The organism is Rhizobium sp. BK377, from assembly GCF_014193935.1.
Classification (GTDB): domain Bacteria; phylum Pseudomonadota; class Alphaproteobacteria; order Rhizobiales; family Rhizobiaceae; genus Rhizobium.
Genome location: NZ_JACIAC010000001.1, coordinates 775669 through 801657, shown reverse-complemented (window position 1 = coordinate 801657; position 25989 = coordinate 775669). Strand labels below are relative to the sequence as shown.

Below are 25989 nucleotides of genomic sequence, written 5' to 3'. Positions count from 1 at the left end.
CCGCAGGGGAAGAATAATCATCGGTCGAGTAGCAAACACAACCGTTCCAATATTGTCGTCTTGTTCACCTTTCCATTTAAGCACCCCGAAGGAAATGCCCGTTATTTTAGAAAGCGGTTTCAATTATGACTATTGTGGACAGCTGCGGTTACCGGGAGAACAGCGTCATGAATGGAATGGGTGCCCGGCGTTGGGAATCTGGTGACAGCTTCAGTGCCGAGACACAGCGTATCGTGGCTGCCACCGAAGCCTTGATGGCGGCGACTGCCCATCATATTTCCGAAGGCATAGAAAACCTCCGCCTCAAGGCGATCGTCCACGAGCTTCCCGATTTTCTTTACGTCAAGGACCGCGACAGCCGCTTCGTCTTCGCCAATGCCGTCGTGGCGCGCAGCCACGGGCTGGAGAACGCTGCCGAGATCGCCGGCAAACGCGATTTCGATATGTTCGATTTTGAAACGGCCCGCCGGTATTTCGATATCGAGCAGGAAATCATGTCGAGCGGCGAGCCCCGCATCGACATGGAAGAACTCGTGCCCCTGCCAGGTGGCGGCACCGTGTGTCGCCTGACCTCGAAGATACCGTTGCGCAACGATAACGGCGAGGTGGTTGGCCTGATTGGCGTGTCCCGTGACATCACCGAGCGCAAGCGACAGGAGGAGCTCTATCGCGGTCAGGCGAACCTACTGGAAATGATCGCCCGCAATGAGCCGCTGCCGATGATACTCGAGGCGCTGGTGTTGATGATCGAACGGCAGATGACCGGCATTTCCGGCTCCGTGCTGCTGCTCGACAGCGACGGCACACGGTTCTACCACGGCGCGGCTCCCAATTTGCCCGGCGCCTACAGCCGTATGATCGACGGCGTTGCCATCGGCCCGAAGGTGGGCTCTTGTGGCACGGCAGCCTGGCGTGGCGAAACCATCATCGTTGAGGACGTCATGGCCGATCCGCTCTGGGAAGATTTCCGGGCGATGGTCAGCCAGTTCGGCTTCCGCTCCTGCTGGTCCACGCCGATCTGCACTTCGCAGAAGAATGTGCTCGGCACCTTCGCGCTTTATTCGAAAGAGACGCGCCGCCCGACCGAACACGAGATGACGCTGGTGGCGCTCGCCACCCATATCGCCGGCATTGCTATCGAGCGCAAGCGCGTCGATGACCGCATCCATTTCATGGCCCATCATGACGATCTGACGGGTCTGCCGAACCGCGCCTTCCTGAAGGAGCGCATGGCGAAGATCCTCGATCAGGCCCGGCGCAACAACCGCAAGGTCACGGTTGCCTACATCGATCTCGACAATTTCAAGGAAATCAATGACACGAGCGGGCACACCGTCGGCGACGAGGTGCTCAAGGAGACCGCTGCCCGCATGGCAAACTGCGTGCGCGCCTCCGATATGGTCGTGCGTCTCGGCGGCGATGAATTCCTCGTCGTGCTCGTCCACCAGTCCGGCCATGATGCTGGCATCATGCGGCGTCTGCGCGAGCTGCAGAAGGCGATTTCCAAGCCGGTCCGCTCCGAGGCGGGGGAAATCGCTGTCACATCCAGCATCGGCATCGCCGCCTTCCCATGGGATGGCGCAACACCGGAAGAATTGCTCACCAATGCCGACCGCGCCATGTACCGCGCCAAGCAGCTTGGGGGGAATACGTTGCAATATCACGACGGCGTCGTGAGCAATCCCGTCGACCTGCCGCTCAGCGAGCAGGAGGAGCTGCGCCAAGCGATCGTTTCCAACCAGCTTTTCCTGCTCTATCAGCCGCAGGTCGATGTCGCGACCGGCCGCATCACCGGCCTCGAAGCTCTGGTGCGCTGGAACCATCCGGCGAAGGGTGTGATACCGCCCGTCAATTTCATTCCCCTTGCCGAAGAAACCGGTCTCATCGTGCCGCTCGGTCTTTGGGTACTGAACGAGGCCTGTCGTCAGGCTCGCGCCTGGCAGGATATGGGCCTGACGCCGCTGACTATTGCCGTCAATGTTTCGCCCAAGCAGTTTGCCGATCCGGATTTCGCCTCTCACGTCGCCGAGGCGATCGACAGCCACCGCCTGAGCGCGCACTGGCTCGAGCTGGAGGTGACCGAGAGCGTTATCATGCAGGATGCTGCGCGCGCGCTCTCCATGATGCTGTCGTTGCGTGCTCTCGGCGTGCGCCTGTCGATTGATGATTTCGGTTCCGGCTATTCCTCGCTTGCGGCGCTGAAGACCTTCCCCTTCGACCGGCTGAAGATGGACCGCTCGCTGGTCGAGGCTCTGCCTGCGGACAAGACCGCCGTCGCCATTGCCTCGGCCGTCATTTCGCTCGCCCAGACGCTCAAACTCTCGGTGCTCGCCGAAGGCGTGGAAACCGATGCGCAGTTGGAGTTCCTGCGTCATGCCGGATGCGAAGAGGCGCAGGGCTATCGCTTCTCCAGGCCTGTCGCACGGGAAGATATCGTCGTCATGCTGCTGGCGCGAGGCGCCTGATCACTCATCAGATCGGCGATTGTCTCGATCTCGTTCGTCCATATGCCGCCGGAATAACTGGCAGGCAGTTGCGCGAAGCGTTCGGCATTGTCGATACCTGTCGAAAAACCGCCGCCGTGATAGGGGCCGATGACGAAGACCTGGGTATTGGCACCCTGCATCCGGTTGAGGAACCTGTCCGGCCAGCCCCACAGCCATGGCGCGTAGTTGATCGGAACCAGCATCATCGCATTCTTGCAATCGCCAGGCAGAATACCCGTCCAGCCGTAGCCGATATAGCCGGTAAGGCAGCCCATCAGGCTGGCGCGTGAGGCGGTGCGGATATGGGGCGCCAATTGCCGGAGCCGACCGATCGGCTCGTTGCCGCCATAAACGATGATCCTGGCGCGCCGCTCAGCCGGCAGGCCATTCAGCACGGCCGCGAGTTTTTCACCCTCCAAGGGATCGCGGCTTTTGACATTGATGAGCAGATGTTTGTCCGGGAAGGTGGAAAGAACCTCGTCAAGGGCGGGCATCAGGCCGACGCCTTTGCCGCGGAACGGGAAACTCTTGCCGCCATCGGCCGTATAGCCGTAACCGATATCGAGGGTCTTCATCTCAGCCATGGAATGTTCGCGCGTGACGCCATGACCGTTCGTGCGGCAATCGAGCGTCCAGTCGTGGAAGACGGCAAATTGTCCGTCCGTCGTCGGATGCACGTCGATCTCCACAACGTCGGCGCCGGCATCGAATCCCGCCTGGATGGAGCGGATGGTATTTTCCAGATAGTCATGTTTCGGCGGCAGCATGCGCGCGGCAGTGCAGGTGTCGTTCTTGAGGTCCGTTTCGTCGAAACGCTGGGCGATGCCGCGATGCGCCAGAAGCAATGGCTTACCCTCGCGATGTTCGGCTAAAAAGCTGGTATTGTTGACATAAACTGCGGCTGCAAAGGCGATAACCGCCATGCCGGTATATTTGAGCTTCCGTCCCATCATCCCCTCCGCTCCTGCCTCGGCAAATGGCTACAAAGCGATTCCGGTGGTTCTTGGGCTCATTCAGGGCTTTTGTGGGTAAAGGCTCGCCTTCACGTTGCAAAAACCCTATGTTGGCCCCGCAAAACAGGGAGGTAACGATGGCGGCGATTGTCCTTTTTCATTCGGTCTACGGATTTCGGTCGCTTGAGCGGGACGCGGCTGAGCGCCTGCGCGCGGCGGGCCATCAGGTGATTGCGCCCGATCTCTATGAGGGCAGGGTAGGGCGCACCCTCGAAGAAGGCTTCGCCTTCAAGAAAGAGATTGGCTGGCCCGAACTTTGCAAGCGTGCTGAAAAAGCGGTCGCCGACTTGCCGTCCTCGGCCGTCCTCGCCGGCTTCTCCATGGGAGCAGGCGTAGCGGCAAGCCTCTGGCCAGGCCGACCGCAAGCGGCCGGCATTCTCTTGCTGCACGGTATCGCAGAAATTCCTGCCAATGCGCGCGAAGGCATTCCCCTTCAGGTCCACCTGGCAGAGCCCGACGAGTTCGCGCCGGCGGACGAGGTGGCTCCGTGGCGCGCGCATGCCGCAAGAGCCAATATCGCCCTTGAGGTCTTCCTCTATCCCGGCGTCGGTCATCTCTATACCGATCCGTCGCTGCCTGACTATGACGCAAAGGCGGCGGAAGCCACATGGAGCCGCGTCGACGCTTTCCTCGCCGCGCTCTGAACCGGTCAGGGACCGTTCACCAGCTTCAGGATGAGCTGCTGGATATTGCCGCCCTCGCTCATTTCCACGCGGTCGAAATCCCGGCCGCGCTGCCGCTGCCTGTTGGAGAGCTCTCCGAGCCGCACCGTCAGCTCCGGTCTGATCTTCTTGCAGCCGGGATCGTCGGGCACGGAGAAGCCGTTGCTCAGCGTCTCGATCTCCTTGACCATTTCGATGATCGTCTCGCCATGCCAGCGCTCATGGGTGCGCACACCGGAGATGAAGCTCTCCCAGCTTGCCTTGGTTGCGGCCGGGAGGTCGCTTGGCGCTTTCGGCAATGTGTAGATGATGATGAGCTTCGGCTTCGCATAGGTAAGAGTGCAGGCGCTCCCCTGCTGTTCGTATTTGCGCGTCCAGGTCAGTTTGAAAGTCGTATGCGCGATCACCCGTCCTGGCCCAGCCTGTGGCCCGTGTTCGCCGATGGACCGGTAAAGTTCCATGCCGGTGCGGCCGGTGATCGCATAGGCCTTCACTTCTTCGCTCGGCTGCCAGTCGGTTGCCGAGGCCACGGCAGGCAGCATCAGCCCGAGCGCCAGTAGTCCAAATCCGAAAACAGTCCGCATGCGCCTCGATCGCTTCCTTGTTGCAGCGCGGGCGAAGCTAGCGAGACTGATGGGTTGATGCAACGAAGGAAAAGGTGACACGCGCCATCCCTCTGGCGCAAAACACATTTCCCACTATCTTTGCTGTCATGAGACCAGACGCGCTGCTCTATCCCGCCCCCGAAGGGCTCTATTGCCCGGAAGGCGGCTTCTATGTCGATCCGGTGCGGCCGGTGGAGCGGGCGCTCATCACTCATGGCCATTCCGACCATGCCCGTCCGGGCCATGTGAATGTGCTCGCCACCGCTCAGACGCTTGATATCATGCGCATCCGCTACGGCGACGGTTTTTCAGCCAGCGAACAGCCTGTCGCTTTCGGGGAGGAACTCCTCGTCAACGGCGTGAAGGTGAGTTTCCATCCTGCTGGCCATGTACTTGGCTCGGCGCAGATCGCCATCGAGAAGAACGGCACACGCATCGTCGTATCGGGCGATTACAAGCGCCGCCCCGACCCGACCTGCGAAGCCTATGTGCCGGTGCCCTGCGATGTCTTCATAACCGAGGCGACCTTCGGCCTGCCGGTCTTCCACCATCCCGATCCGATCGACGAGACCGGCAAGCTTCTCGCATCGCTGCGCCAGTTCCCGGAACGCACGCATCTCGTCGGCGCCTACGCGCTCGGCAAGGCGCAGCGCGTCATCCGCCTGCTGCGCGATGCCGGGTACGGCGAGCCGATCTATATTCACGGCGCCATGGAAAGGCTCTGCGATTATTACGTGAGCCAGGGCATCGATCTCGGCGAACTTCTGCCGGCCACTGTCGAAAGCCGCGACAAGTCCATCTTCAAAGGTGCTGTCGTTATTGGTCCTTCCTCTGCTTTCGCCGACCGCTGGGCGCGCCGCTTCAATGACCCGCTGCCGTCCTTCGCCTCCGGCTGGATGATGGTGCGCCAGCGCGCCAAGCAGCTCGGCGTCGAACTGCCGCTCGTCATTTCGGACCATTGCGATTGGCCGGAACTGACCGAGACGATCACTGAACTTGCCCCGCAGGAGGTCTGGGTCACCCACGGCCGTGAGGAGGCTCTGGTGCGCTGGTGCGAGCTGCAGGGCATCAAGGCCAAGCCGCTGCATCTGGTCGGCTATGAGGATGAGGGGGATTGAGGATGGAGTTCGTGGCTGAAACCCCCTCCCCAACCCCTCCCCACAAGGGGGAGGGGCTTCTTCGCCTCAACCTCGGTGCTCCCTTTGAAGCGATCCGGTGGCATCGGCAGTCTAGTCCCTCCCCCTTGTGGGGAGGGGTTGGGGAGGGGACTTTTCCCTTGGTCGGAGGCTCAACATGAAGGCTTTCGCCGATCTCCTCGACCGCCTGGTTCTCACCCCCAGCCGCAACGGCAAGCTGAAGCTTCTGACCGACTATTTCCGCGATACGCCGGACCCTGACCGCGGTTACGGCCTTGCCGCCATCGCCGGCACGCTCGAAGTGCGCGACGTCAAGCCCGCCATGCTGCGCGATCTGGTGCTGGAGCGCATGGACGAGGTGCTCTTCCACTATTCCTATGATTATGTCGGCGACCTCGCCGAAACCATCTCGCTGGTCTGGGACAACGAGCGCGATATCGACCGCTCCGCATTTGCCCAGCCGCGCCTCGGCGAAGTAGTCGTCAGGATGAATTCGCTCGGCCGCACCGAGGTGCGCGGCTTCGTGCGCGACCTGCTCGACCGCCTCGATTCCTCCGGTCGCTTCGCCTTCATCAAACTCACGACCGGAGCGCTGCGCATTGGCGTTTCCGCCCGGCTTGCCAAGCAGGCGCTCGCCGATCTTGGCGACAAGGATGTCACGGAGATCGAGACCCTCTGGCACGGCCTGCAGCCGCCTTATGAATCGCTCTTCAAATGGCTTGAGGGCAGAGAAGGAAAGCCGGTGCTTGCAACGCCCGCCATCTTCCATTCCGTCATGCTTGCCAATCCGGTGGAGGAGGGTGATCTGAGTGCCCTCGACCCTGCCGATTACGCTGCCGAGTGGAAATGGGACGGCATCCGCGTCCAGCTGTCGCGCGCTGGAGAGACACGCAAGATTTACTCCCGTTCCGGCGACGATATCTCCGGTGCCTTCCCGGACATTCTGGAATCGATCAGCTTTTCCGGTGTCATCGATGGCGAGCTTCTGGTCGGCGGCACGGCGCGCTCCAATAGTCCGACCCGCACTTTTTCCGATCTGCAGCAGCGCCTGAACCGGAAGACGGTGACGGCAAAGATGCTGGACGAATACCCAGCCTTCATCCGCGCCTATGACATGCTCTTCGACGGCGAGGAGGATGTGCGCGGCAGGAATTATGTCGAGCGCCGCGACCGTCTCTCCGAAATCATCGAGCACGCGCCCCATGATCGCTTCGATCTTTCACCGCTCGTGCCTTTCTCGACCTGGGAGCAGCTGGACGATCTGCGGGCCGCGCCGCCCGATCCCGTCATCGAAGGCGTAATGATCAAGCGCCGCGACAGCATCTATCAGGCCGGTCGCATGAAGGGGCCGTGGTTCAAGTGGAAGCGCAACCCCTATAATGTCGACGCCGTGCTGATGTATGCCCAGCGCGGCCACGGCAAGCGTTCCAGTTATTATTCGGATTTCACCTTCGGCGTCTGGGCGGAGGACGAGGATGGGGAACAGCTCGTCCCGGTTGGCAAGGCGTATTTCGGCTTCACCGATGCCGAGCTCGAAGTGCTGGACAAGTTCGTGCGCAATAATACGACCGAACGCTTCGGCCCAGTCAGGGCAGTGCGTGCGGACAAGGAGTTCGGCTTCGTGGTGGAAGTCGCCTTCGAGGGGATCAATCGCTCCACCCGCCACAAGTCAGGCGTCGCCATGCGCTTCCCCCGCATCGCGAGATTGCGTCCCGACAAGCCGTCCTACGAGGCCGATCGCCTGCGCACGCTCATTGCCATGATCGACGCCAAAGCGGGCTGATATTATCTGCCTGCGCAAAAATGACGCAGACACCACGTTTTCAACAGCATGTGTATTGGCGGCAGCGCTCTTCCGGTGCAGGTTTTTTGAGCCGGGGAAACGATGGGTGCCGCGTATGAGCTCGCAAGAACGAAATGCCTTTTTCCGTCAACGCCGCGGCCTGCTTGCAGGCATGGCCGGCTCTCTTCTGCTGCCAAACCTTGCGAAAGCCTTCGACGTGCCCGACGTCCCGAGGCTCGCTAAGCATGACTATGCCAGCGTTCGTCGTCACTTCCGCACGAAGCTGCTGCAGAAGGGGCCGGCGCCGGACAAATACGAGCCGCTGGCAGCACCCGCCGATGCCGATCGGATCTTTTACCGCTCCGGTTATGGCGGGGAGCTGGAGCTGACCGCCTGGGTGTCCAAATACAAGCGTGAGCACAAGGCGAAGCCCGGTATTCTTTTTCTTCATGGCGGCAATGCCATGGGTATCGGCCATTGGCAGCTCGTGAAACCTTACATCGATGCCGATTATGTCGTGATGATGCCGTCCTTGCGCGGCGAAAACGGCCAGATGGGAAATTTCTCAGGCTTCTATGACGAGGTAGACGACGTGCTAGCCGCGACCGAGCGCCTGCGCCACCTGCCGGGCGTCGATCCCGAGCGCCTCTTCATCGCAGGTCACAGCATCGGCGGCACGCTGACCATGCTGACAGCGATGAGTACCCGCCAGTTCCGGGCTGCGGTGCCAATCTCGGGCAACGCAGATGCCTTCCGCTTCTTCAACCGCTACCCTGAGGACATCCGCTTCGACGATTCCAACGCACATGAATTCGAGGTGCGCACGGCGCTTTGCTACGCGCACAGCTTCAAATGCCCGGTGCGGGTGCTGCACGGCACCGAAGAGTCTCACTTCAACGATCGCGCCGATCTGCTGGTCGCTCGCGCTCGCGCGGCGGGCACGCATATCGAAGCCAATACTGTCGTCGGCAACCATACCTCGGCACTGCCGGCCGAGATCGCTCAGAGCATCCAGTTCTTCCACGGTGTGGCGGCGTGATGACTGTCGGGTGCGGGTCCGGCAAGGCCCCGCATCATCATGCTTTTTCAGCCGGCTTTTAGCGTCGGCCACCAGCCTCGCGCCAGCCGCGAATGCCATCCTGCGAGCAGATTATGCTGTCTCTGTTATCGCTGATGAGGGTGGTTTGATGAATTTTCTGCGCCGGGCTTTTCCCTTTGCCGGGCTCGCGGCTGCCGCAATGACGCTCAGCGGCTGCAACATTCTCGTTCCCGATGTCGCAGCCGATTCGCCTGCGCGCTTCGTCCAGGAAATCTCGCCGGTCTTTTACGAGCCGCCCGGCGTCGACCCGCGCCGCGTCAAGCCGATCCCTGATCAGCCGGTGCCGCAGACGCGCGAACTCTACAAGACGCAGTTCCATCAGACTTACGGCCTGCCGGTCAGCAACCCGCTGAACCTGGATATGGGCATGTACGGCCAGGTCAGGGACGGCGATTTCACGCTGCCGGCCATTCCCGCCACTCGCATCCATCCGGAATATCTGCGCCAGGAGGTCGATTACCAGACCAACGAGCGACCGGGCACGATCGTTGTCGATACCAAGGACCGCTTCCTCTATTTCGTCGAAGGCAACGGCAAGGCGATGCGCTACGGCGTCGGCCTCGGCCGGGAGGGCTTCGCGTGGAAAGGCCGTGGCGTCATCCAATGGAAGCAGAAGTGGCCGCGCTGGACGCCGCCGGTCGAAATGGTCTCCCGCCAGCCGGAAGTTCGCCCTTTCTCGGCGGAAAATGGCGGCATGAATCCGGGCCTTGCAAATCCCCTCGGCGCCCGCGCCATGTATATTTTCAAGGACGGCCAGGACACGCTCTATCGCATCCACGGCACGCCCGACTGGCAGTCGATCGGCAAGGCGGTTTCCTCCGGCTGCGTGCGCATGCTCAATCAGGATGTAATCGACCTCTATGACCGCGTGCCAGCCAAGTCCGAGATCGTGGTGATGTAGGGCTGCAACAGAGCGGGCGAGATCGTCTGTCCGAAGCCGCACACGTCTGCGTGATGCTATGGTTTATTCAGCATAAGCCGATAGATCTTTCTTTGTCGATTTCGGCATTGGACGAATCAGGGGTGAGCTGCGTTTATGGCAAGCCCCGCATCACGAAGGAAATCAGTCCCGCGTCATGAGCCTCGATAAACCCCTCTCCCGTCGTAGCTTCCTTTCCTTTTCGGCTTTGACAGCGGCTTCCGCGCTGGCAGGCTGTGCCTCCACTTCGAACACGGTCGAAAATGGTGGCATGTCGATCAGCTACCGTTCGCCCTTCCGCGCGTTCCAGACGACGAGCGTACCCAGCGAAGCAGAACTTGCCGTCATGTACGGCCCAATCGAAGACGGCGGTTTCCTCATCCCCGCCGTTCCCTACCAGCAGATCGACCCGCGCTACTATCGCCAACAGGTCGTGGATCCGACCGGCCAACCGCCCGGTACCATCGTCGTCGATACGCCCTCGCGATTCCTTTATCTCGTCCAGCCCGGCGGCATGGCGATGCGCTACGGCGTCGGCATCGGCCGCGAAGGTTTTGCGTGGTCGGGCAATGGCGTCATCCAGTGGAAGCAGAAATGGCCACGCTGGAAGCCGCCGAATGAGATGGTTGCCCGCCAGCCGGAGCTTGCGAAATACTCGATCGAGCGTGGCGGCATGGAGCCAGGGCTCTTGAATCCGCTCGGTGCGCGCGCGCTCTACATCTTCTCCGACGGTGAAGATACGCTCTACCGCCTGCACGGCAATCCCGAATGGCGCTCCATCGGCAAGGCCGTCTCATCGGGCTGCGTGCGCCTGCTTAACCAAGACATCATCGACCTCTACGATCGCGTCCCCAACAAAACCCCGATCGTTGTTTGGCAGTGAGGAGTGATGCCGCGGAGCGGCAACAATCGATCCAGTGAATCGATTGTAACGACGAACGCCCTGAGCCCAAGCGAAGGGCTGGAAGGGTGCCCGACCAAAAACAAAAAAGCCGCTCGTCAAACGGGCGGCTTTTTGTTTGGCTTCGAAATCAAATTATGCCGCCTCGGCGCAAATCCCAGCCTTGCACCCCGAAGCAAGCAGCGCCTTGTCCGCCACGTCGACAAACAACTGCCGAAACCACGACGCCCGCTCATCCGCCCTGTCAACCCGCCGATACAGCATTGACACGGGATCGGCCGGCAGTTCGATCGGCGGCATCGAGACCTCGAGATTGTGAAGCTGCGCCATGCAGCGTCCGAGCGATTCCGGCACGATGGCGATCGACGGCATGGCTCTCAGCGCCGGCGGCACGGCCGAATAACGGGGAACGGTCGCCACCACATTGCGGCTCAAGCCTACCTTGTCGAGCGCGGCATCGACTGCCGTCGTTGCACTGCCGACGAAGGAGATGGCGATATGCGGTGCGGCGACGAAATCCTCGACGCTGATCGGCGGCTTCAGCTTCAATTGCTGCGGATCGTAAATGGCGATCGAGCACTGCTCGAACAGCGGCTTGCGGATATGCCAGGAGGCGGGTTCGCCATGCACGGAAATGCTGAATTCGTAGGCGCCGTCATCAAGCATCTGCGCCGCATCGCGTTTGTCGGCTGCCACGCCAACGAGCCGCGCGCCCGGCGCAAGCTGACGCAGCCGCGCAACCAGCGGGCCGAAGAAGGCGGTTTCCAGATTGTCGCACATGCCGACGCGGAATTCACCCTGCCAGGTCGATGGGTCGAAACCCTTGGGCGGGCGGATCGCCCGTTCGATGCCGGAAAGAGCATCCTCGATCGCCGGTGCGATGGCCAGCGCCCGCGCTGTCGGCTGCAGGCCGCGGCCGACGCGTATGAACAACTCGTCGTCCAGCGCCTCGCGCAATCGCTTGAGCGCGGCGGAAAGTCCGGGCTGGCCGAGCAACAGCCTTTCGGCTGCACGGCTGACATTGCGCTCCTGCATCAGCACTGAAAAGGCAAGCAGAAGGTTCAGATCGATTTTGCGAAGGACAGCGTCATTCATCATTATGAGTAATACCTGACATGGCTACTATCAATTTGCAATAGAGTTTGAAGCTGTACATTTTCTCGTTCCCTGCCGCCCGCCAGCCTCCCGGTGAAGGCGTCAGCAAAGAAGGAACCGAGATTGATGACCAATTCCCCATCTCCACGCGGAGCCGGCCTGGCGTTGCTGCTGCTCTGCGCTGCGAACTTCCTTGACGCCATGGATGTGTCCACCATCGGGGTCGCCCTGCCTGCCATCCAGACCGAACTTGGTATGCCGGCAACCTCGCTTCAATGGGCCGTCAGCGCCTATGTGCTGGGTTACGGTGGATTCCTGCTGCTTGGCGGCCGCGTCGCCGACCTCTTCGGCCACCGCCGCGTCTTTCTCTGGTCGCTTGGCATCTTCGCGGCCGCCAGCATTGCCGGCGGCTTCGTGGATAGCGGGCCGACGCTGATCGCTGCCCGCCTGGTGAAGGGAATTGCTGCCGCCTTCACCGCGCCGGCGGCACTCGCCCTGCTGCTCTCCGTCTTCGGCGAGGGCGAAAAGCGGGCCAAGGCGCTCGGCGTCTTCGCCTCGACGGGTGCCACCGGCTTTGTGCTCGGTATGGTGCTCGGCGGTGCCGCCACCCTCGTGAGCTGGCGGGCAACGCTCGTCATGGGCGCTCCGGTCGCGATCCTCACGCTGGCGATCGCTCCCTTTGTCCTGCCTCCGGATGCTCGGCGCGGCGAGGGACGCAAGCATTTCGACTGGGCGGGTGCCTTGACGATCACCCCCGGCCTGCTGCTCTTCGTCTTCGGCATTACCAACGCTGCCGCAGCCGGCTGGAATGACTTCTTCACCTGGGGTTCGCTCGTCGCCTCCGCAGTGCTGATCGCGCTCTTCCTGATCGTGGAATCGCGCCATGCCGATCCCATGGTGCCGCTGCATATCTTCCGCCGGGCAAAGCTCAGCCATGCCAATGCCATCGCCGCTTTGTTCCAGGGCGCCTATGTCGGCTTCCAGTTCATCGCGACGCTCTACTATCAGGATGTGATCGGCTGGTCGGCCTTTGCCACCGGCTTCTGTTTCGCTTTCGGCGGTGTCTGCGTGATGTTCCTTGCGCCGCGTTTTGCAACTGTGGCGCAGAACCGCGGCACGACAGGCCTGATGGCGGTTGGTTTCGGGCTGCAGGCGACGAGTTATATCCTCTGGGTTGCTCTGGTCGGCCACATCGATCCGATCATCCTGGTTGCCCTCAACCAGATCCCGCTCGGCGTCGGCTATGCCATGACTTATCCGGCAATCCAGGTTGCAGCACTGTCTGATGTCGAGGAAGACAAGTCCGGCCTTGCCTCCGGCCTGCTCTTCGCTTCCTTCCAGATCGGCGGCGGCATCGTGCTTGCGGCCGCTTCCGCCATCTTCGCCGCGGCCCCGCACTTCGGCTGGGATCCCTATGTCGGCGGCATCGTCTTCGTGGCGCTGCTGGCGATCCTGATCACCCTGCTTGCCGCTGTCGGCCCGAAGACCGCAACGCTTCGCCCGCAGGCCTATCAGGCAGCAGAATAATGCAAATTGCCCGCGCCGGGTGGCGCGGGCATCCTCTTTCAGGCCGTGCTCAGTCGCGGCCTATGTGCTTGCGTTGAGATTTCCGCGCAGCCGGGTCAGCATGTCGCGCATGACCGCCATTTCCTCCAGCGTGCAGCCGATCGCCTCGCCGATCGACGACATGATCGTATTGACCTCGCCCCTCATCGCCTGACCTTTCGGCGTCAGCGACACGATGACCTGCCGCTCGTCGCGGGAATCGCGGGTGCGCTTGATGAGACCGTTCTGCTCCAGCCGTTTGAGGAGAGGGGAGAGCGTGCCGGAATCGAGGTCGAGCTGCTCGCCGATCGTCTTGACCGGCAGTTCGGCCTTTTCCCATAGAACCAGCATGACGAGATATTGCGGATAGGTGAGGCCCACCTTGTCGAGTATGGGCTTGTAGGCGCGGGTGAAGGCATGCGCCGTCGCATAGACCGCGAAACAGAGCTGCTTCTCCAGCCGCTTTTCCTCTTCCGGTATTTCCATCACTTTCGCCGTTCTTGCTTTCATCGCTGCCATCCCTAGACGTCTTCATTGTCCTCTTTTCAAATTCCGAATGCAATTTGCAAAATTCACTTGCGTGCAATTTAATTGGACGTTATTAAAAACTCAACCCGAACGAACAGGGCCAACCAAAGGAGATTATCATGCCTATTCTCTACACGACCAAAGCTTCCGCCACCGGTGGCCGCGCAGGCCGCGCCGTTTCCGAAAACGGCGTTCTCGACGTCACGCTGACCGTACCGAAGGAACTCGGCGGCGACGGCGCAACCGGCACCAATCCCGAACAGCTCTTTGCGGCCGGTTATTCCGCCTGCTTCCTCGGTGCCTTGAAATTTGTGGCCGGCAAGGAAAAGGTCAAGATTCCCGAGGAAACCACCGTCTCCGCAACCGTCGGCATCGGCCCGCGTGAAGATGGCGGCGGCTTCGGCATCGAAGTGGCCCTGACCGTCAACATCCCGGGTGTCGACCGCGAAACCGCCGAAAAGCTTGCGGCGGCCGCCCATATTGTCTGCCCTTACAGCCACGCGATGCGCACTTCGACCGAAGTTCCGGTCACGGTCGCCTGATTATTCTGTAATATCGATTGAGAAGGGCCGGGGCAGCGCTCCGGCCTTTTCGTTTGAATTCAATACGCCGCCTGCTGTTCCTTTGTTTCGGAATTCAGCCGTTGACTTCGCGCATGCCCATTTCGCCGTAGCGATCTCCGACCGCGCGGGGCAGGGCACTGGCGATTTCCTCGAGATCCTGCGCCGTCAGATCAAGGGCGGCCGCACCGAGATTCTCGTCCAGCCGGCTGCGGCGGCGGGTGCCGGGGATCGGAACGATGTTCTCGTCCTGCGCCATCACCCAGGCAAGCGCCAGCTGCGCCGGTGTTACGCCCTTGCGATGCGCAATCTCTTCGACCACAGCGACCAGTTCGAGGTTACGCTCAAAATTGTCACCCATGAACCGGGGCGAGGTCCGCCTGTAATCGTCAGGCGCAAGATCGTCGATGGATCGGATGGCGCCCGACAGGAAGCCGCGCCCGAGCGGCGAATAGGCGACGAGCCCGATCCCGAGTTCACGCAATGTCTGCAGCACGCCACCTTCAGGGTCGCGGGACCACAGCGAATATTCGCTTTGGACAGCCGTGACGGGATGCACGGCATGCGCTCGGCGGATCGTTTCAGGGCTGGCTTCCGACAGGCCGATATACCTGACCTTGCCTGCTTCGACGAGCTCCTTCATCGCGCCGACCGTTTCCTCGATCGGTGTGTGGGGGTCGACGCGATGGAGATAATAGAGGTCGATGTGGCCGACGCCGAGGCGCCGCAAGGATCCTTCGCAGGAAGCTTTGGCATAGTCGGGCCGCCCGTTGACCGTCTGGGTGCCAGGTATTGCTTCCAATCCGCGTACGATGCCGAATTTGGTTGCCAGCACCACCTGCTCTCGCCGGCCTCTGATCGCTTCACCCACTAGCTCTTCGTTGGTATGCGGGCCGTAGACATCGGCCGTATCGAGCAGGGTTACGCCGCGATCGAGCGCATGATGGATTGTCGCAATCGCCTCGCCCCTGTCCGCTTTCGTCGCGCCATAGGCCCAGCTCATGCCCATGCAGCCGAGGCCGATCGATCCGACCTCAAGTCCGTGCCCGAGCCGGCGTGTCTGCAATGTTTCGTTTCTCATCTCTCGTCCTTTCTTCCGCCTCCGCATAGGAGGCGATTTTGCCGTCGAGGACGCGAAGGCAGGCTTCGAGATCGGCCACATGGGCCCGGACACGCTCGCGATGCTCCTCGAGCATCTGGCGACGCTCGCTGAAAGTGGCTTTCCCGCTGTCGGCAAGCTTTGCATAAAGCAGCATGTCGCGGATCGGCATGCCGGTCGTCTTCAGACGGCCGAGAAATTCGATCCAGGAAAGGATGGAAGCGTCGTAGTCGCGTTGTCCGGATCGGTCGCGGTCGGCATAGGGTAGCAGGCCGATACGCTCGTAATAACGCAGCGTATGAGCCGACAAACCGCACCGTTTCGCGAGGTCACTGATCTTCATGAGACACCTGTTCTCGTCACGACGCCAACGAAGCTACGGCTTCGAGCGCACTCTAAGTCAAGAGGCTTTTGTTGCTTATTTTGCGGTCGTCAGATTCCGGTTTGCAGGATCAAGCCAGGTACTGCAGGTCCCGCCTCAGCTCATCCGCATTGCCGTTCGGCAGCTTCGTTTCCAGAGCAGCATGTGTGCTTTCCCATATCGGCAAGGCCTTCTGCAGTGCCGCTCGCCCGTCATCCGTCAGGCGGAGCAGGCGGCCGCGCCGGTCTCTCGGGTTGGCCACGATATCGACGAAACCCTTGCGCTGCAGCGGCTTCAGCGCCGCCGTCAGCGTGGTCTGGTCCATGGCGAGCAGGTTCGCCACCGGCCCCATGGGCGGTGGCTCCGGCCGGTTCAGGGACATCAGCAGGGAGAATTGGCCGTTGGTAAGGCCGACAGGCCGCAGCGCATCGTCGAACAGCCTTGCGAGCGCACGGGCGGCACGCTGCACATGCAGGCACAGACACGTATCCCGCACCAGAAGCGTCGTAGAGAAAGGAATCGTCACGTTTGACATAGCCTATTTCTATTGATATCAATGTATTTAGTCAAGACGAGGAGACTGTCCGTCGGAAAAGTCCGGCCGCGCCGGAGGAGGGCGCAGACCATGTTGAACAAGGTGATTCAAAATCCCGTCGTTTCCCGCGAGGAGTGGCTCGAAGCCCGCCGCGCCTTTCTCCTGAAGGAGAAGGAGGCAACCCATCTCAGGGACAAGCTGAATGCCGAGCGCATGGCTTTGCCCTGGGTGAAGGTGGACAAGGACTATACGTTCGACACCCCCGACGGCCCGAAATCGCTCGCGGATCTTTTTGACGGCCGCAGCCAGCTGATGGTCTATCACTTCATGTTCGGCCCCGAATGGGAAGCCGGCTGCCCTGGCTGCTCGTTCCTGGCCGATCACCTCGACGGCACACTGCCTCACCTCAACCACCACGACGTCACTCTCGTTGCCGTCGCCCGCGCGCCGCTCGCCAAGATCGAGGCCTACAAGCAGCGCATGGGATGGAAGTTCCCCTGGGTTTCGTCCTTCGGCAGCGACTTCAACTTCCATTATCACGTATCTTTCACGCCTGAAGACCTTGCCAAGGACAAGGTCTTTTATAATTTCTCTCCGATAGCGCCCCCTGATGCCAATGACGAACTGCCGGGACTTTCCGCCTTCTACAAAAATGATAAGGGCGAAGTGTTTCATACCTATTCGAGCTATGCCCGAGGTGCGGAAGAATTGCTCGGTACGTTGATGATCCTGGATCACGCCCCCAAGGGTCGCAACGAAGATTCGACCATGGATTTCGTGAAGCGCCACGACGAATATGAGGAAGCCCCCAAGGCCTCATCCAGCTGCCACTAATTCGATTCAACCTAAAGTACGCAGCGGTCTTGCATCCGGAATTGCGTGAAAGCAGTGAGACAGAGCAGTTTCGGGACTCGAAGTAACACGGAAATGCTCTAGCCAGCCATCATCCGCAGGAGAAGGACGATGAAGACTGCAGAAGTGCTGAAGGAGCATAGTTTTCTGGAGAGAATGGTCGGCCAATGGACCGTCAACGCTCCAGACATGACCGGTCAGAAGCCTTGGGAAGAGACCGTTCGTTCCCTGCAGGGTATCTGGTTCGTCGCTGAAGGCAGCGGCGAAATGACTGACGGCAAGCAGGCGACGACGATCCTGACCCTCGGCTACGACCCGAGCAAAGGCAAGTACGTCGGCAGCTGGATCGGCTCCATGATGGATTACATGTGGACCTATGAGGGCGAGGTCGAGCCGTCAGGCAACGTGCTGTCGCTGTATACGAGGGGGCCGGCCTTCGACTGCAGCGGCCTTGCTGACTATCGCGAGCAGATCACCTTCCTCGACCACGACGTCAGAACCTTCACATCGAGCACCAGGGAGCCTGATGGCACCTGGAAGCAGTTCATGGAAGCCAGATATACCCGCAAGGGCTGAAATTGCATGAAAGCCAGGAGACAGAACTCAAGCGTGGACCGAGGAGAACACGATGTCCAATACGCATGGCAAGTTCATATGGTGCGAACTGATGACGCCGGATCCGGATGCGGCGGCGAAATTCTATGGCTCGGTGGTTGGCTGGACGTCCAGTAAAATGCCGGCCGAAGACCAGCCGGAATACGTGATCTTCGAAGCGAACGGCGTCAGAGTGGCCGGCATGATGCCTTTTCCCGCAGAGTTGGAAGGGCAGGGCATTCCGCCGAATTGGACCGGCTATGTCGCCGTCGACAATGTCGATCAGTCGGCACGCGACTTCGCGGCAAACGGCGGTACCGTCCGCCGCCAGCCGGCGGATATTCCAGGCATAGGACGCTTTGCCGTGGTAGCCGATCCTGACGGAGCTGTGCTCTGCATCATGACGCCGCTGCCGATGGAAAATCCGCCGCCGGAACTGCCCTTCGACACGCCCGGCCATGTCGGCTGGCGCGAGCTCTACGCCAATGACGGGGCGAAGGCGTTCGACTTCTATTCCAAGCTCTTCGGCTGGACGAAGGATCAGGACTTCGACATGGGGCCGATGGGCGTCTACCACATCTTCGCCGAACATGGAAAACAGACCGGCGGCATGATGACCCGCCCGCCCGAAGTCAAGATGGCCTTCTGGTCCCACTATTTCACCGTGCCGGCGCTCGATGCCGCGATCGAGCGCACCAATGCCGGCGGCGGCAAGGTCGTCAACGGCCCCATGGAAGTCCCCGGCGGCTGGGTCTGCCAGGCAGTGGACCCGCAAGGCGCCTATTTCTGCCTTTCGGCGGGCAAGCGATAAGTCGCAAAATAGGGCGCATGCATCTCGCGCTTCTTCGTTCCTGAAAACGGCAGGAACGAAGACTTGGAACATGTGCCGTGTGGCCCCCTCATCTGCCTGCCGGCATCTTCTCCCCGCTGGGGAGAAGGGATATGCTGCACTGCCTCTCCATCACAAATGGCGGCGGCAAGAATAGGCTATTGCCGCAACTCCCCTCTACCCATTGGGGAGAAGGTGCCCGAAGGGCGGATGAGAGGGCACACGACGCGGCTGGCGACGAATTGTAGCCTTCAAACCCTGTTACCCAGCCCCGCCAACGCTCGCAAAGAAGCCTTCCGGGCTCTCCACCTCCACCAGCTTCTTCCGCTCGATCAGCCAGAAGCGATTGCCGACCGCGCGCACGAAGCTGCGGTCGTGGGAGACGAGCAGGCAGCTTGCCTCATGGGCCAGCAACTCGCTTTCCAGTGCTTCCTGCCCCTCGATGTCGAGATGGTTGGTGGGCTCATCGAGCAGGTAGAAGTTCGGCTGCGTCAGCCTGAGCACCAGCATGCCGAGCCGTGCCTTCTGCCCGCCCGAGAGCAGTTTGACCGGCTTGCTCTGCATCTCGATCGTCATGCCGGCACCGGCAAGCAGTGAGCGCGCCCGCTGGTCGCCGACATCGAAGCGGCGGATGATCGTTTGCAGCGGCGTGTCGGCATCGCTGAGATCGGCAAGCAACTGGTCGCCATAGCCGAGCACCAGCGAGGGTGTCGCCTTGATGCCGGCCTTTGCCGTTTCAGGCTCGGCGATCGCCGCGCGCAGCATGGAGACGAGCCGCGACTTGCCGGCGCCATTGAGGCCGAGCAGCACGATGCGGTCGCCCTGGCAGATGAACTGCTTTCCCGTTCGGAAGAGCAGCATGCCGTCAGGCGTGGTGACTTCTGCATCCTCAAGCGTGACCAACACCTTGGCATGCGTGCCGCGATTGGCGAGACGGATCGCGCCTGCTGAACGCTCCAGATGCGGGGGCTTTGCCGTTTCCTCCAGCTTTTCGGCGCGCTGTTTCAACTGCTTTGTCTTGACCACCAGCAGGTCGCTGCCGGAATTGATGCCGATATTGTTGAGCTTGGCCGCTTGCTTCCGCAACTGCTCGACCGTCTTCATGTCCTTCTCGTAGCGCCGCGCATCGGAGGCGTCCGCCTCGTCGAGTGCCGCTCTCGCCCGGCTATAGGGCAGGGAGAAGACCGGCGATTGCTCCGGCCGCAGGAAGAGCGTCCGGTTGGTCGTCGCATCGAGGAAGGCGCGGTCGTGGCTGGAGATGATCACGGGCGTATCGCGGGGCAATGCGTTCAGCCAGTTTTCCACCTGCGCGATCTTTTCGAGGTCGAGATGGTTGGTCGGCTCGTCGAGCAGCAGCACATCAGGTTCGTTCACCCATGTGCGGGCAATCAGTGCCAGCCGCTGCCAGCCGCCGCTGAGCTGTCGGAGCGGCCGCTCGCGCAATTCCTCGGGCACTTCGAGCGATTCCAGCACGACATCCGCACGCCAGCTTTCGCCGTCAGCCTGGTCAGGAGGAAGGGCGAGAAGCACGGCGTCACGGAAGCTGGCGTCGAGAAGTGCCGGTGACATATTCTGCTCCACATGGCCGATGGTGAGCCCGCGCGCCCGCGTAATCTCGCCTTCGGTCGGTTCCAGCTTGCCCGTCATGAGGTGGAGCAGGGTGGATTTGCCGCGCCCGTTCGCCGCCACGAGGCCGATCCGGTCGCCGGCATTGACGACGAGATTGAGTTTCGAAAACAGCGGGGCGGACAGAACGATGCCGAGATTGCGGATATTGATGAGGGTCATGATCGGATCCTGGTCTTGCCAAGCGATCGCGCCTATCCGGGGCTTGCAGCCATCGACGGAAAGCGCGTTATGCTTGGCGGATTATGAAATGCTGCAGCTTGAACGGCGGGCATTCAGGTGCAGCAGTGCCACTGGGGGCAGACCAGGAAGAGATTTACGAGAAACGGTCTCTGGTCAGCCCTGCAAACGCATCTGCAGGGCGTTGACTGGGCCACGCTGGCGATGATGCCGGAAATACATATTCACGCGCAGCCCTCCTTTCTTTCTCGATTGCACGAGGGAAATATCATTGCTCGCGTCTGGAAACAAGGGATTACGATGGCAGTAAACACGCTCAGATGGTATAAAGGACCTTCATCATCCGGGACCGGGAACGCGGGATGATTTCCGTTTCAAGGGCAGGCAGCACAGAGGATTTCGTCATCGCCGCCGGCTTCTGCGAGGCGCTCGGTGCCCTGGATGTGGAGATGGGACGTGATCATGGCGTTCCTGCCGAGATTGTCATGACGCTTTTTCACGGCGAGAATCATGAAAGCCTCGCCCGGAAATACGGCTCCAATGAAGCGGCGATGTTCCTCGCCAGATGGGAGGGAGCACCGGCAGGCTGTATCGCGCTCGCACCCTTCGAGACCGATGCCATGGAGATCCATAAATTCTACGTGGATCCCGCCTTTCGCGGCCGGGGCATCGGCAATCTGCTGATGCAAAGGGTGTTCGATGAGGCAAAGAAGAGCAGACGCACCACTATGCTCGTCAATACCGCTGCCTATCTGAAGAATGCGGTCTCCCTCTACGAAGCCTTTGGCTTCGTCCATTGCCCGCCTTTTCATGAGGTTCCAGCTGAGATCAGCCATACCGAAGTCTTCATGTCCCGGCCGCTTTGATCTCGCCTGGATTCTGGCCTGACGCGTTACGCCTGCCAGTTTGCCACTGCGGTTGCGCACCAGTGTGTGATCGTATAAGCGGCGGTCGATAGATTGAGACAATTCCTGATCGAGGGCGAGTATCATGGCCGGCGGTGACGACGAATATGTTTACGACGAGGCGACAGGCGAATGGCGCCCTGCCTCCGAGATGACGGCAGCCGCACAGGCTGCGTCCGAGGTTCGCGACGCCTCCGGAAATGTGCTGAAGGACGGTGACTCCGTCACGCTCATCAAGGATCTGAAGGTGAAGGGCGCCAACCAGACACTGAAGCAGGGCACGGTCATCCGCTCGATCCGTCTGACGGACAATCCGGAAGAGATCGACTGCCGTCACGATACGATCAAGGGCCTCGTGCTACGCACGGAATTTGTCCGCAAGCGCTGATCAAGGCAAGTTGCGCAAAGCGCAGCGATTTTGCGCAACATGCGTCAAACAGGAATTTAAAGCGTGGCAAGCGAATCTGAAAGATTGCCCCACGCTTTAGTCTTAGCGCTTTAGGCTGCCGAGGATGCCACGCACCAGCGCCCGCCCAACCTGGGTCGCCACCGTGCGCGCAACGCTCTTCATCGCCGCTTCCATGACGGTTTCACGCTGGTAGCCGGCGCGGCCGCGAGACTGGCCGCGGGCGGGCTGGTCGTCGTCGGCGCCGCCAAAGCCCGGCAGCGTCCAGCCGGACGTCGTGCCGCCCTCCTGTGGCGCCGGGGCCTCTTCCTGCGCCCGCTTGGCGGCTTCGGAATCAGCCGCCTTCTTGGCACGTGCGGCGAGCATTTCAAAAGCGGATTCGCGGTCGATATCCTCGTCATAGACGCCGAGAACGGGGCTATGGTCCATCACTTGCTGGCGCTCGGCATCGCTCACCGGTCCGACGCGGCCGGATGGCGGGCGGACCAGCGTGCGTTCGACGATCGAAGGCGCACCCTTGGCTTCGAGCGTCGAGACCAACGCTTCCCCGGTGCCGAGAGTGGTGATGACCGTGGCGCAATCGAAAGCCGGGTTGGGGCGGAACGTATCGGCGGCCGTCTTCACCGCCTTCTGCTCGCGCGGCGAATAGGCGCGAAGCGCATGCTGCAGGCGGTTGCCGAGCTGGGCGAGTACCGTTTCCGGCACGTCGAGCGGGTTCTGCGTCACGAAATAGACTCCGACGCCCTTGGAGCGGATGAGGCGCACCACCTGCTCAACACGCTCGACCAGCACCTTCGGCGCATCGTTGAAGAGCAGATGCGCTTCGTCGAAGAAGAACACCAGCTTCGGCTTGTCGGGGTCGCCGACCTCAGGCAGTTCCTCGAAGAGCTCGGAGAGCAGCCACAGCAGGAAGGTGGCGTAAAGGCGCGGGTTCATCATCAGCTTGTCGGCGGCAAGCACGGAGATCTGCCCGTAGCCATTGTTCGACGTGCGCATAATGTCGGTGATCTTAAGGGCCGGTTCGCCGAAGAAATGTTCCGCCCCCTGCTGTTCCAGCACCAGCAGCGCACGCTGGATGGAACCGACCGAGGCTTTGGAAATCAGCCCGAACTGGCTGGAAAGCTCTGACGCATTCTCGCCCATATAGTTGAGCAGCGCCGTGAAGTCCTTGAGGTCGAGCAGCGGCAGGCCGGCCTTGTCGGCGATCTTGAAGGCGATATTGATGACGCCTTCCTGCGGCTCGGAAGCATCCATCAGGCGGGCCAGCAGCAGCGGCCCCATCTCGGCAACTGTCGTACGCACCCGGTGACCCTTCTCGCCGAAGAGGTCCCAGAAAATGACTGGAAACTGGTCGAATTCGTAGTCGGTAAAGCCGATCTGCTCGGCCCGTTTGGTGAGGAAATCCTTCGGCTCGCCCTTGGCGGCGATGCCCGAAAGGTCGCCCTTGATATCGGCAGCGAAAACCGGCACGCCGGCTCTTGCAAAACCCTCCGCCAGCACCTGCAGGGTCACCGTCTTTCCGGTACCGGTTGCGCCGGTCACCAGGCCGTGCCGGTTGCCGAATTTGAGGTCGAGATATTCGCCCTTGTTGATGCTGTCGTCGGGATTGCGGCTTGCGCCGATGAAAATCTTGCCGTCCTCGAGCATGTAGAATGTCTCCCTCGGTCGATGCCGCCGCTCAATTCCAGAATATGCGGGATGCTCTTTCCGCACAGTCATGCAAATATCGTTTCTCTGTTATAAGCAGGCGACGGGAGACGGACAACTGTCTGTGTCAAAAGGAAAAGCAGGAGCGGGCACTCTCCAACGGAGCCGCTTGAGTTGCCGCCTTGATTCGATTACGTTGACGTTAACGTCAAATAGGAGGCAGACGATGAATGAGATTGTGACTGAAATCGCCAATCGTGTGGGCATTGCGCCTGATCTGGCCGAAAAAGCGCTCGGCATGATGCTCGGCTTCCTGCAGCGCGAAGCGGCCGACGGCCCGGTTGCCGAGATGATCGAGAAGTTCCCCGGCGCCACCGAACTCGTCGCCCAGTTCAATGGCGAAGGTTCCAGCGGTGGCGGTGGCCTGCTCGGCGGCCTGATGAGCGCGCTCGGTGGTGGCGGCATCATGGGCCTCGGCCAGCAGCTGATGAGCGAAGGCCTCGGCATGAGCGAAATCACCTCGCTCGCCAAGGAAACCATAGCCATCGCTAAGCAACATGCCGGCGAAGAGGTGGTCGATCAGGTCGTCGCCTCCGTACCCGGCCTCAGCCAGTTCGTCTGAGGCGACTCATCATTTCCTGGGGCCCCCGGCATCGTCCGGGGGCTTTGTTTTTAAAGCCTTTCCCTCTTTTCTCTGTATGTTTTTCATGGCCGACACATTCCCGATCAAAGCTTTGCTGCCCAAGTCGGGCGGCCACCAATTCGTGCTCTATGGCGATTCCTGCTCGGGCGTTGCCGGCGCTCTGCACGAGCGTACTTTTGCATCCGTTAATGCTGTCTTGCGCAGGCTTGAACCCCAGCCGCAGTTCATTCTCTTTCCGGGCGATGAGATCATCGGCCTGACGACGGATGAAGCATCGCTGCGCGCCCAGTGGCGGCATTGGTTCGATGTCGAGATGGCCTGGCTCGACCGGGCGAGCATTCCGATGTGGCACACGACCGGCAATCATACGACCTATGACGAGATGAGCGAGGCCGTCTTCCGCGACGTGCTCGGCCTTCCGGCAAACGGGCCGGCGGGGCAGGAGGGGCTCGCCTATTGGGTTCGCCGCGGCGATCTGCTTATGGTCTTCGTACATACACTCTGGAGCGGTCTTGGCGGGGAAGGTCACGTCGAAACGGAGTGGCTGGAGGCGACGCTGAACGACCATGCTGATGCTCGCTATAAGCTTGTGCTTGGCCATCATCCGGTCTTTCCGGTCAATGGCTACGCCGGCACCTATCAGCGCGAGATCGGCCATGAATATGCCAAGCGCTTCTGGGATATTCTCGTGGAGGCTGGTGTTCTTGCCTATTGTTGCAGCCATATCCTGGCTTTCGATGTGCAGGTCCATCGCGGCGTGCTGCAGATATGCACGGCAGGGGCCGGAACCGCCCACAGAATGCCCGAGGGCGTCGAATATCTCCATTGCATCCAGGCAGCCCTCGATGAAGAGGGCCTTTGCTATCAGGTTCTCGATACCGAAGGCATTGTGCGGGAAAGCCTGCAATGGCCGCCTGTCCTTGCGCGCGAGGATAGATGGCTTAGCCTTCCCCATGGCGTGGGCGACGCTCTCTGGACTGGGCCGATGGGTGCCGACCGGATCATCGAACTGCGCCTGAGCGGCCGGATGGCATCGGACGCCCGGACCCCTCCGCAGACGATCTTCTCGGCTTTCGGCGATGAAGGCTTGGCGCCCCTATGGCTTGGCCTGCGCGGCAGGCGGCAGCAATTGACGCTCATCCTCGGTCGCGATCCCGGTCGCAGCCCCTATTATTTCTTCGGTCCGGACCTGCCGCCGGGCGAGGATTTCGATCTCCACATCCTCCTGCATGGCGGCATGGGACCGGGCGGCGTACTCTGGCGATGCGACGGCAGCGCGGCCTGGTCCTCCTTGGAGGCGATCGCCTCGGCAGGGCTTGAACGCCTCGTCTGGCCGTCTTGCTGGAGTGTCGGCCATGGTCAGAAAGGTAAGCGCGACCGCCCGTTCATGGGCGAGAGCCTGAGGCTGAGTATTGCAGGTTGAGAGGCGCAGGGCGGTTTTTGTCTCGATGAACACGAATGATCGATCATCGTCGGTGATGAGAGCACCTTATTCGCCAATGGTCGGTTGTTTTTTGAGATCAAAGCAAACCATCCGGCGGCGTCAGTCGCCGGATGGAAATCCGCACCGACTCTTCCTAGATAAGTGCATGCCGGATTTTTTCACCGACGGCCGGATCGGCTGGAACGATGGATGCCCAGATCCCGTTTCATATCGGCCAGATAAGAAGGAATATGGTCATGCGTACGGTCATTGCAGCAGCCTCGATCATTCTCCTCGGTTTCGCCGCACCGGTCTTCTCCCAAACCCTTGGCGATATGGACTATTCCGGTCGTTTCGGCGGCATGCCGCCTGGAACCGTGCCTGATGCTGACGCCAGCGGCGGCGGCATCTCCATTCCGCTCGACCCGGTCGAAAGCGAGAACATCACCGTCGTCGTTCCGTCCGATCGGACGGTTTGCCCAAAGCATGGCACGCGGGCATATCGCGTGGCCGAGCGCGATGGCACGCTGGCAGCCGCCTGCCGCTGACGGAATAAG

25 protein-coding genes and 1 pseudogene are annotated in these 25989 nt (G+C 61.1%); 17 read left to right on the top strand and 9 right to left on the bottom strand.

Annotation, left to right across the window (positions count from 1 at the left end):
- Nucleotides 1-167 precede the first annotated feature (167 nt).
- Nucleotides 168-2465, top strand: coding sequence for a putative bifunctional diguanylate cyclase/phosphodiesterase (locus FHT92_RS04010; RefSeq protein ID WP_183822682.1), 2298 nt, complete (start codon nt 168-170; stop codon nt 2463-2465).
- An 8-nt stretch (nt 2466-2473) separates the two neighbouring features.
- On the opposite strand, the pseudogene FHT92_RS04005 reads toward FHT92_RS04010, so the two are convergent.
- A pseudogene (locus tag FHT92_RS04005) lies at nt 2474-3436 on the bottom strand (glycerophosphodiester phosphodiesterase family protein); the annotation flags it as partial.
- 140 nt (nt 3437-3576) lie between these two features.
- Between FHT92_RS04005 and FHT92_RS04000 the strand changes: the two are divergent.
- Nucleotides 3577-4143 carry a dienelactone hydrolase family protein gene (locus FHT92_RS04000; protein ID WP_183822678.1) on the top strand — a complete coding sequence of 189 codons (567 nt, stop codon included), beginning with the start codon at nt 3577-3579 and terminating at the stop codon, nt 4141-4143.
- A gap of 5 nt (nt 4144-4148) precedes the next feature.
- Here FHT92_RS04000 and FHT92_RS03995 read toward each other — a convergent pair whose 3' ends face one another.
- Nucleotides 4149-4745, bottom strand: coding sequence for a DUF922 domain-containing Zn-dependent protease (locus FHT92_RS03995; protein ID WP_183744954.1), 597 nt, complete (start codon nt 4743-4745; stop codon nt 4149-4151).
- Between the two features lie 128 nt (nt 4746-4873).
- Between FHT92_RS03995 and FHT92_RS03990 the strand changes: the two genes are divergently transcribed.
- From FHT92_RS03990 to FHT92_RS03970, 5 genes are all read left to right on the top strand, one after another.
- On the top strand, nt 4874-5884 hold the full coding sequence (locus tag FHT92_RS03990) for a ligase-associated DNA damage response exonuclease (protein ID WP_183823819.1): 1011 nt from the start codon (nt 4874-4876) through the stop codon (nt 5882-5884).
- Between the two features lie 175 nt (nt 5885-6059).
- Nucleotides 6060-7685 carry a cisplatin damage response ATP-dependent DNA ligase gene (locus tag FHT92_RS03985; RefSeq protein WP_183744948.1) on the top strand — a complete coding sequence of 542 codons (1626 nt, stop codon included), beginning with the start codon at nt 6060-6062 and terminating at the stop codon, nt 7683-7685.
- Between the two features lie 115 nt (nt 7686-7800).
- Nucleotides 7801-8724, top strand: coding sequence for an alpha/beta hydrolase family protein (locus FHT92_RS03980; protein WP_183822676.1), 924 nt, complete (start codon nt 7801-7803; stop codon nt 8722-8724).
- A gap of 148 nt (nt 8725-8872) precedes the next feature.
- A complete protein-coding gene (locus FHT92_RS03975; RefSeq protein ID WP_183822674.1) occupies nt 8873-9685 on the top strand; it encodes a L,D-transpeptidase in 813 nt (270 codons plus the stop codon).
- Between the two features lie 175 nt (nt 9686-9860).
- A complete protein-coding gene (locus FHT92_RS03970) occupies nt 9861-10586 on the top strand; it encodes a L,D-transpeptidase (protein WP_183744941.1) in 726 nt (241 codons plus the stop codon).
- A gap of 153 nt (nt 10587-10739) precedes the next feature.
- On the opposite strand, the gene FHT92_RS03965 is transcribed toward FHT92_RS03970, so the two are convergent.
- Nucleotides 10740-11702 (bottom strand): LysR family transcriptional regulator, encoded by a 963-nt coding sequence (locus FHT92_RS03965; protein WP_183822672.1) that lies wholly within the window; start codon nt 11700-11702, stop codon nt 10740-10742.
- Between the two features lie 123 nt (nt 11703-11825).
- Here FHT92_RS03965 and FHT92_RS03960 point away from each other — a divergent pair, with 123 nt between their 5' ends.
- The gene (locus tag FHT92_RS03960; protein ID WP_183822670.1) at nt 11826-13226 is read left to right on the top strand and encodes an MFS transporter; all 1401 of its coding nucleotides are present in this window, start codon (nt 11826-11828) and stop codon (nt 13224-13226) included.
- A 60-nt stretch (nt 13227-13286) separates the two neighbouring features.
- Here FHT92_RS03960 and FHT92_RS03955 read toward each other — a convergent pair whose 3' ends face one another.
- Nucleotides 13287-13763 (bottom strand): MarR family winged helix-turn-helix transcriptional regulator, encoded by a 477-nt coding sequence (locus tag FHT92_RS03955; RefSeq protein ID WP_183822668.1) that lies wholly within the window; start codon nt 13761-13763, stop codon nt 13287-13289.
- Between the two features lie 128 nt (nt 13764-13891).
- Here FHT92_RS03955 and FHT92_RS03950 point away from each other — a divergent pair, with 128 nt between their 5' ends.
- Nucleotides 13892-14314: an organic hydroperoxide resistance protein gene (locus FHT92_RS03950; protein WP_007818814.1), complete on the top strand. Its 423-nt coding sequence runs from the start codon at nt 13892-13894 to the stop codon at nt 14312-14314.
- Nucleotides 14315-14408: 94 nt separating this feature from the next.
- Here the strand turns inward: FHT92_RS03950 and FHT92_RS03945 are convergent, their stop codons facing one another.
- The 3 genes from FHT92_RS03945 to FHT92_RS03935 all read right to left on the bottom strand — a co-directional run bounded on the left by FHT92_RS03945 (nt 14409) and on the right by FHT92_RS03935 (nt 16327).
- Nucleotides 14409-15398, bottom strand: coding sequence for an aldo/keto reductase (locus tag FHT92_RS03945; RefSeq protein ID WP_183823817.1), 990 nt, complete (start codon nt 15396-15398; stop codon nt 14409-14411).
- On the bottom strand, nt 15367-15774 hold the full coding sequence (locus FHT92_RS03940; protein ID WP_183744931.1) for a MerR family transcriptional regulator: 408 nt from the start codon (nt 15772-15774) through the stop codon (nt 15367-15369). The genes FHT92_RS03945 and FHT92_RS03940 overlap by 32 nt, the downstream gene beginning before the upstream one ends.
- A 109-nt stretch (nt 15775-15883) precedes the next feature.
- Nucleotides 15884-16327, bottom strand: coding sequence for a MarR family winged helix-turn-helix transcriptional regulator (locus FHT92_RS03935; RefSeq protein WP_183744928.1), 444 nt, complete (start codon nt 16325-16327; stop codon nt 15884-15886).
- Between the two features lie 105 nt (nt 16328-16432).
- On the opposite strand from FHT92_RS03935, the gene FHT92_RS03930 reads away from it, so the two are divergent.
- The 3 genes from FHT92_RS03930 (at nt 16433) to FHT92_RS03920 (ending at nt 18584) form a co-directional block, all read left to right on the top strand.
- Complete coding sequence (locus FHT92_RS03930) at nt 16433-17161, top strand: thioredoxin family protein (RefSeq protein WP_183823815.1); 729 nt, start codon at nt 16433-16435, stop codon at nt 17159-17161.
- Nucleotides 17162-17290: 129 nt separating this feature from the next.
- The gene (locus FHT92_RS03925; protein ID WP_183822666.1) at nt 17291-17755 is read left to right on the top strand and encodes a DUF1579 domain-containing protein; all 465 of its coding nucleotides are present in this window, start codon (nt 17291-17293) and stop codon (nt 17753-17755) included.
- Nucleotides 17756-17807: 52 nt separating this feature from the next.
- Nucleotides 17808-18584, top strand: a complete 777-nt coding sequence (locus tag FHT92_RS03920) for a VOC family protein (RefSeq protein WP_183822664.1) — start codon at nt 17808-17810, stop codon at nt 18582-18584.
- Nucleotides 18585-18863: 279 nt separating this feature from the next.
- Here FHT92_RS03920 and FHT92_RS03915 read toward each other — a convergent pair whose 3' ends face one another.
- Nucleotides 18864-20390 carry an ABC-F family ATP-binding cassette domain-containing protein gene (locus FHT92_RS03915; protein WP_183822662.1) on the bottom strand — a complete coding sequence of 509 codons (1527 nt, stop codon included), beginning with the start codon at nt 20388-20390 and terminating at the stop codon, nt 18864-18866.
- A gap of 380 nt (nt 20391-20770) precedes the next feature.
- Between FHT92_RS03915 and FHT92_RS03910 the strand changes: the two genes are divergently transcribed.
- Entirely contained in the window at nt 20771-21274 is a 504-nt protein-coding gene (locus FHT92_RS03910) for a GNAT family N-acetyltransferase (protein WP_183822660.1), read from the top strand.
- A gap of 124 nt (nt 21275-21398) precedes the next feature.
- Entirely contained in the window at nt 21399-21701 is a 303-nt protein-coding gene (locus tag FHT92_RS03905; RefSeq protein ID WP_183822658.1) for an alkylphosphonate utilization protein, read from the top strand.
- A gap of 102 nt (nt 21702-21803) precedes the next feature.
- Here FHT92_RS03905 and FHT92_RS03900 read toward each other — a convergent pair whose 3' ends face one another.
- Nucleotides 21804-23366: a helicase HerA-like C-terminal domain-containing protein gene (locus FHT92_RS03900; protein ID WP_183822657.1), complete on the bottom strand. Its 1563-nt coding sequence runs from the start codon at nt 23364-23366 to the stop codon at nt 21804-21806.
- 226 nt (nt 23367-23592) lie between these two features.
- On the opposite strand from FHT92_RS03900, the gene FHT92_RS03895 reads away from it, so the two are divergent.
- The 3 genes from FHT92_RS03895 (at nt 23593) to FHT92_RS03885 (ending at nt 25980) form a co-directional block, all read left to right on the top strand.
- Nucleotides 23593-23988, top strand: a complete 396-nt coding sequence (locus FHT92_RS03895) for a hypothetical protein (protein ID WP_183822655.1) — start codon at nt 23593-23595, stop codon at nt 23986-23988.
- A gap of 85 nt (nt 23989-24073) precedes the next feature.
- The gene (locus FHT92_RS03890) at nt 24074-25432 is read left to right on the top strand and encodes a metallophosphoesterase (protein WP_183822653.1); all 1359 of its coding nucleotides are present in this window, start codon (nt 24074-24076) and stop codon (nt 25430-25432) included.
- Between the two features lie 257 nt (nt 25433-25689).
- Nucleotides 25690-25980, top strand: coding sequence for a hypothetical protein (locus tag FHT92_RS03885; protein ID WP_183744910.1), 291 nt, complete (start codon nt 25690-25692; stop codon nt 25978-25980).
- The last annotated feature ends 9 nt before the right edge of the window (nt 25981-25989 follow it).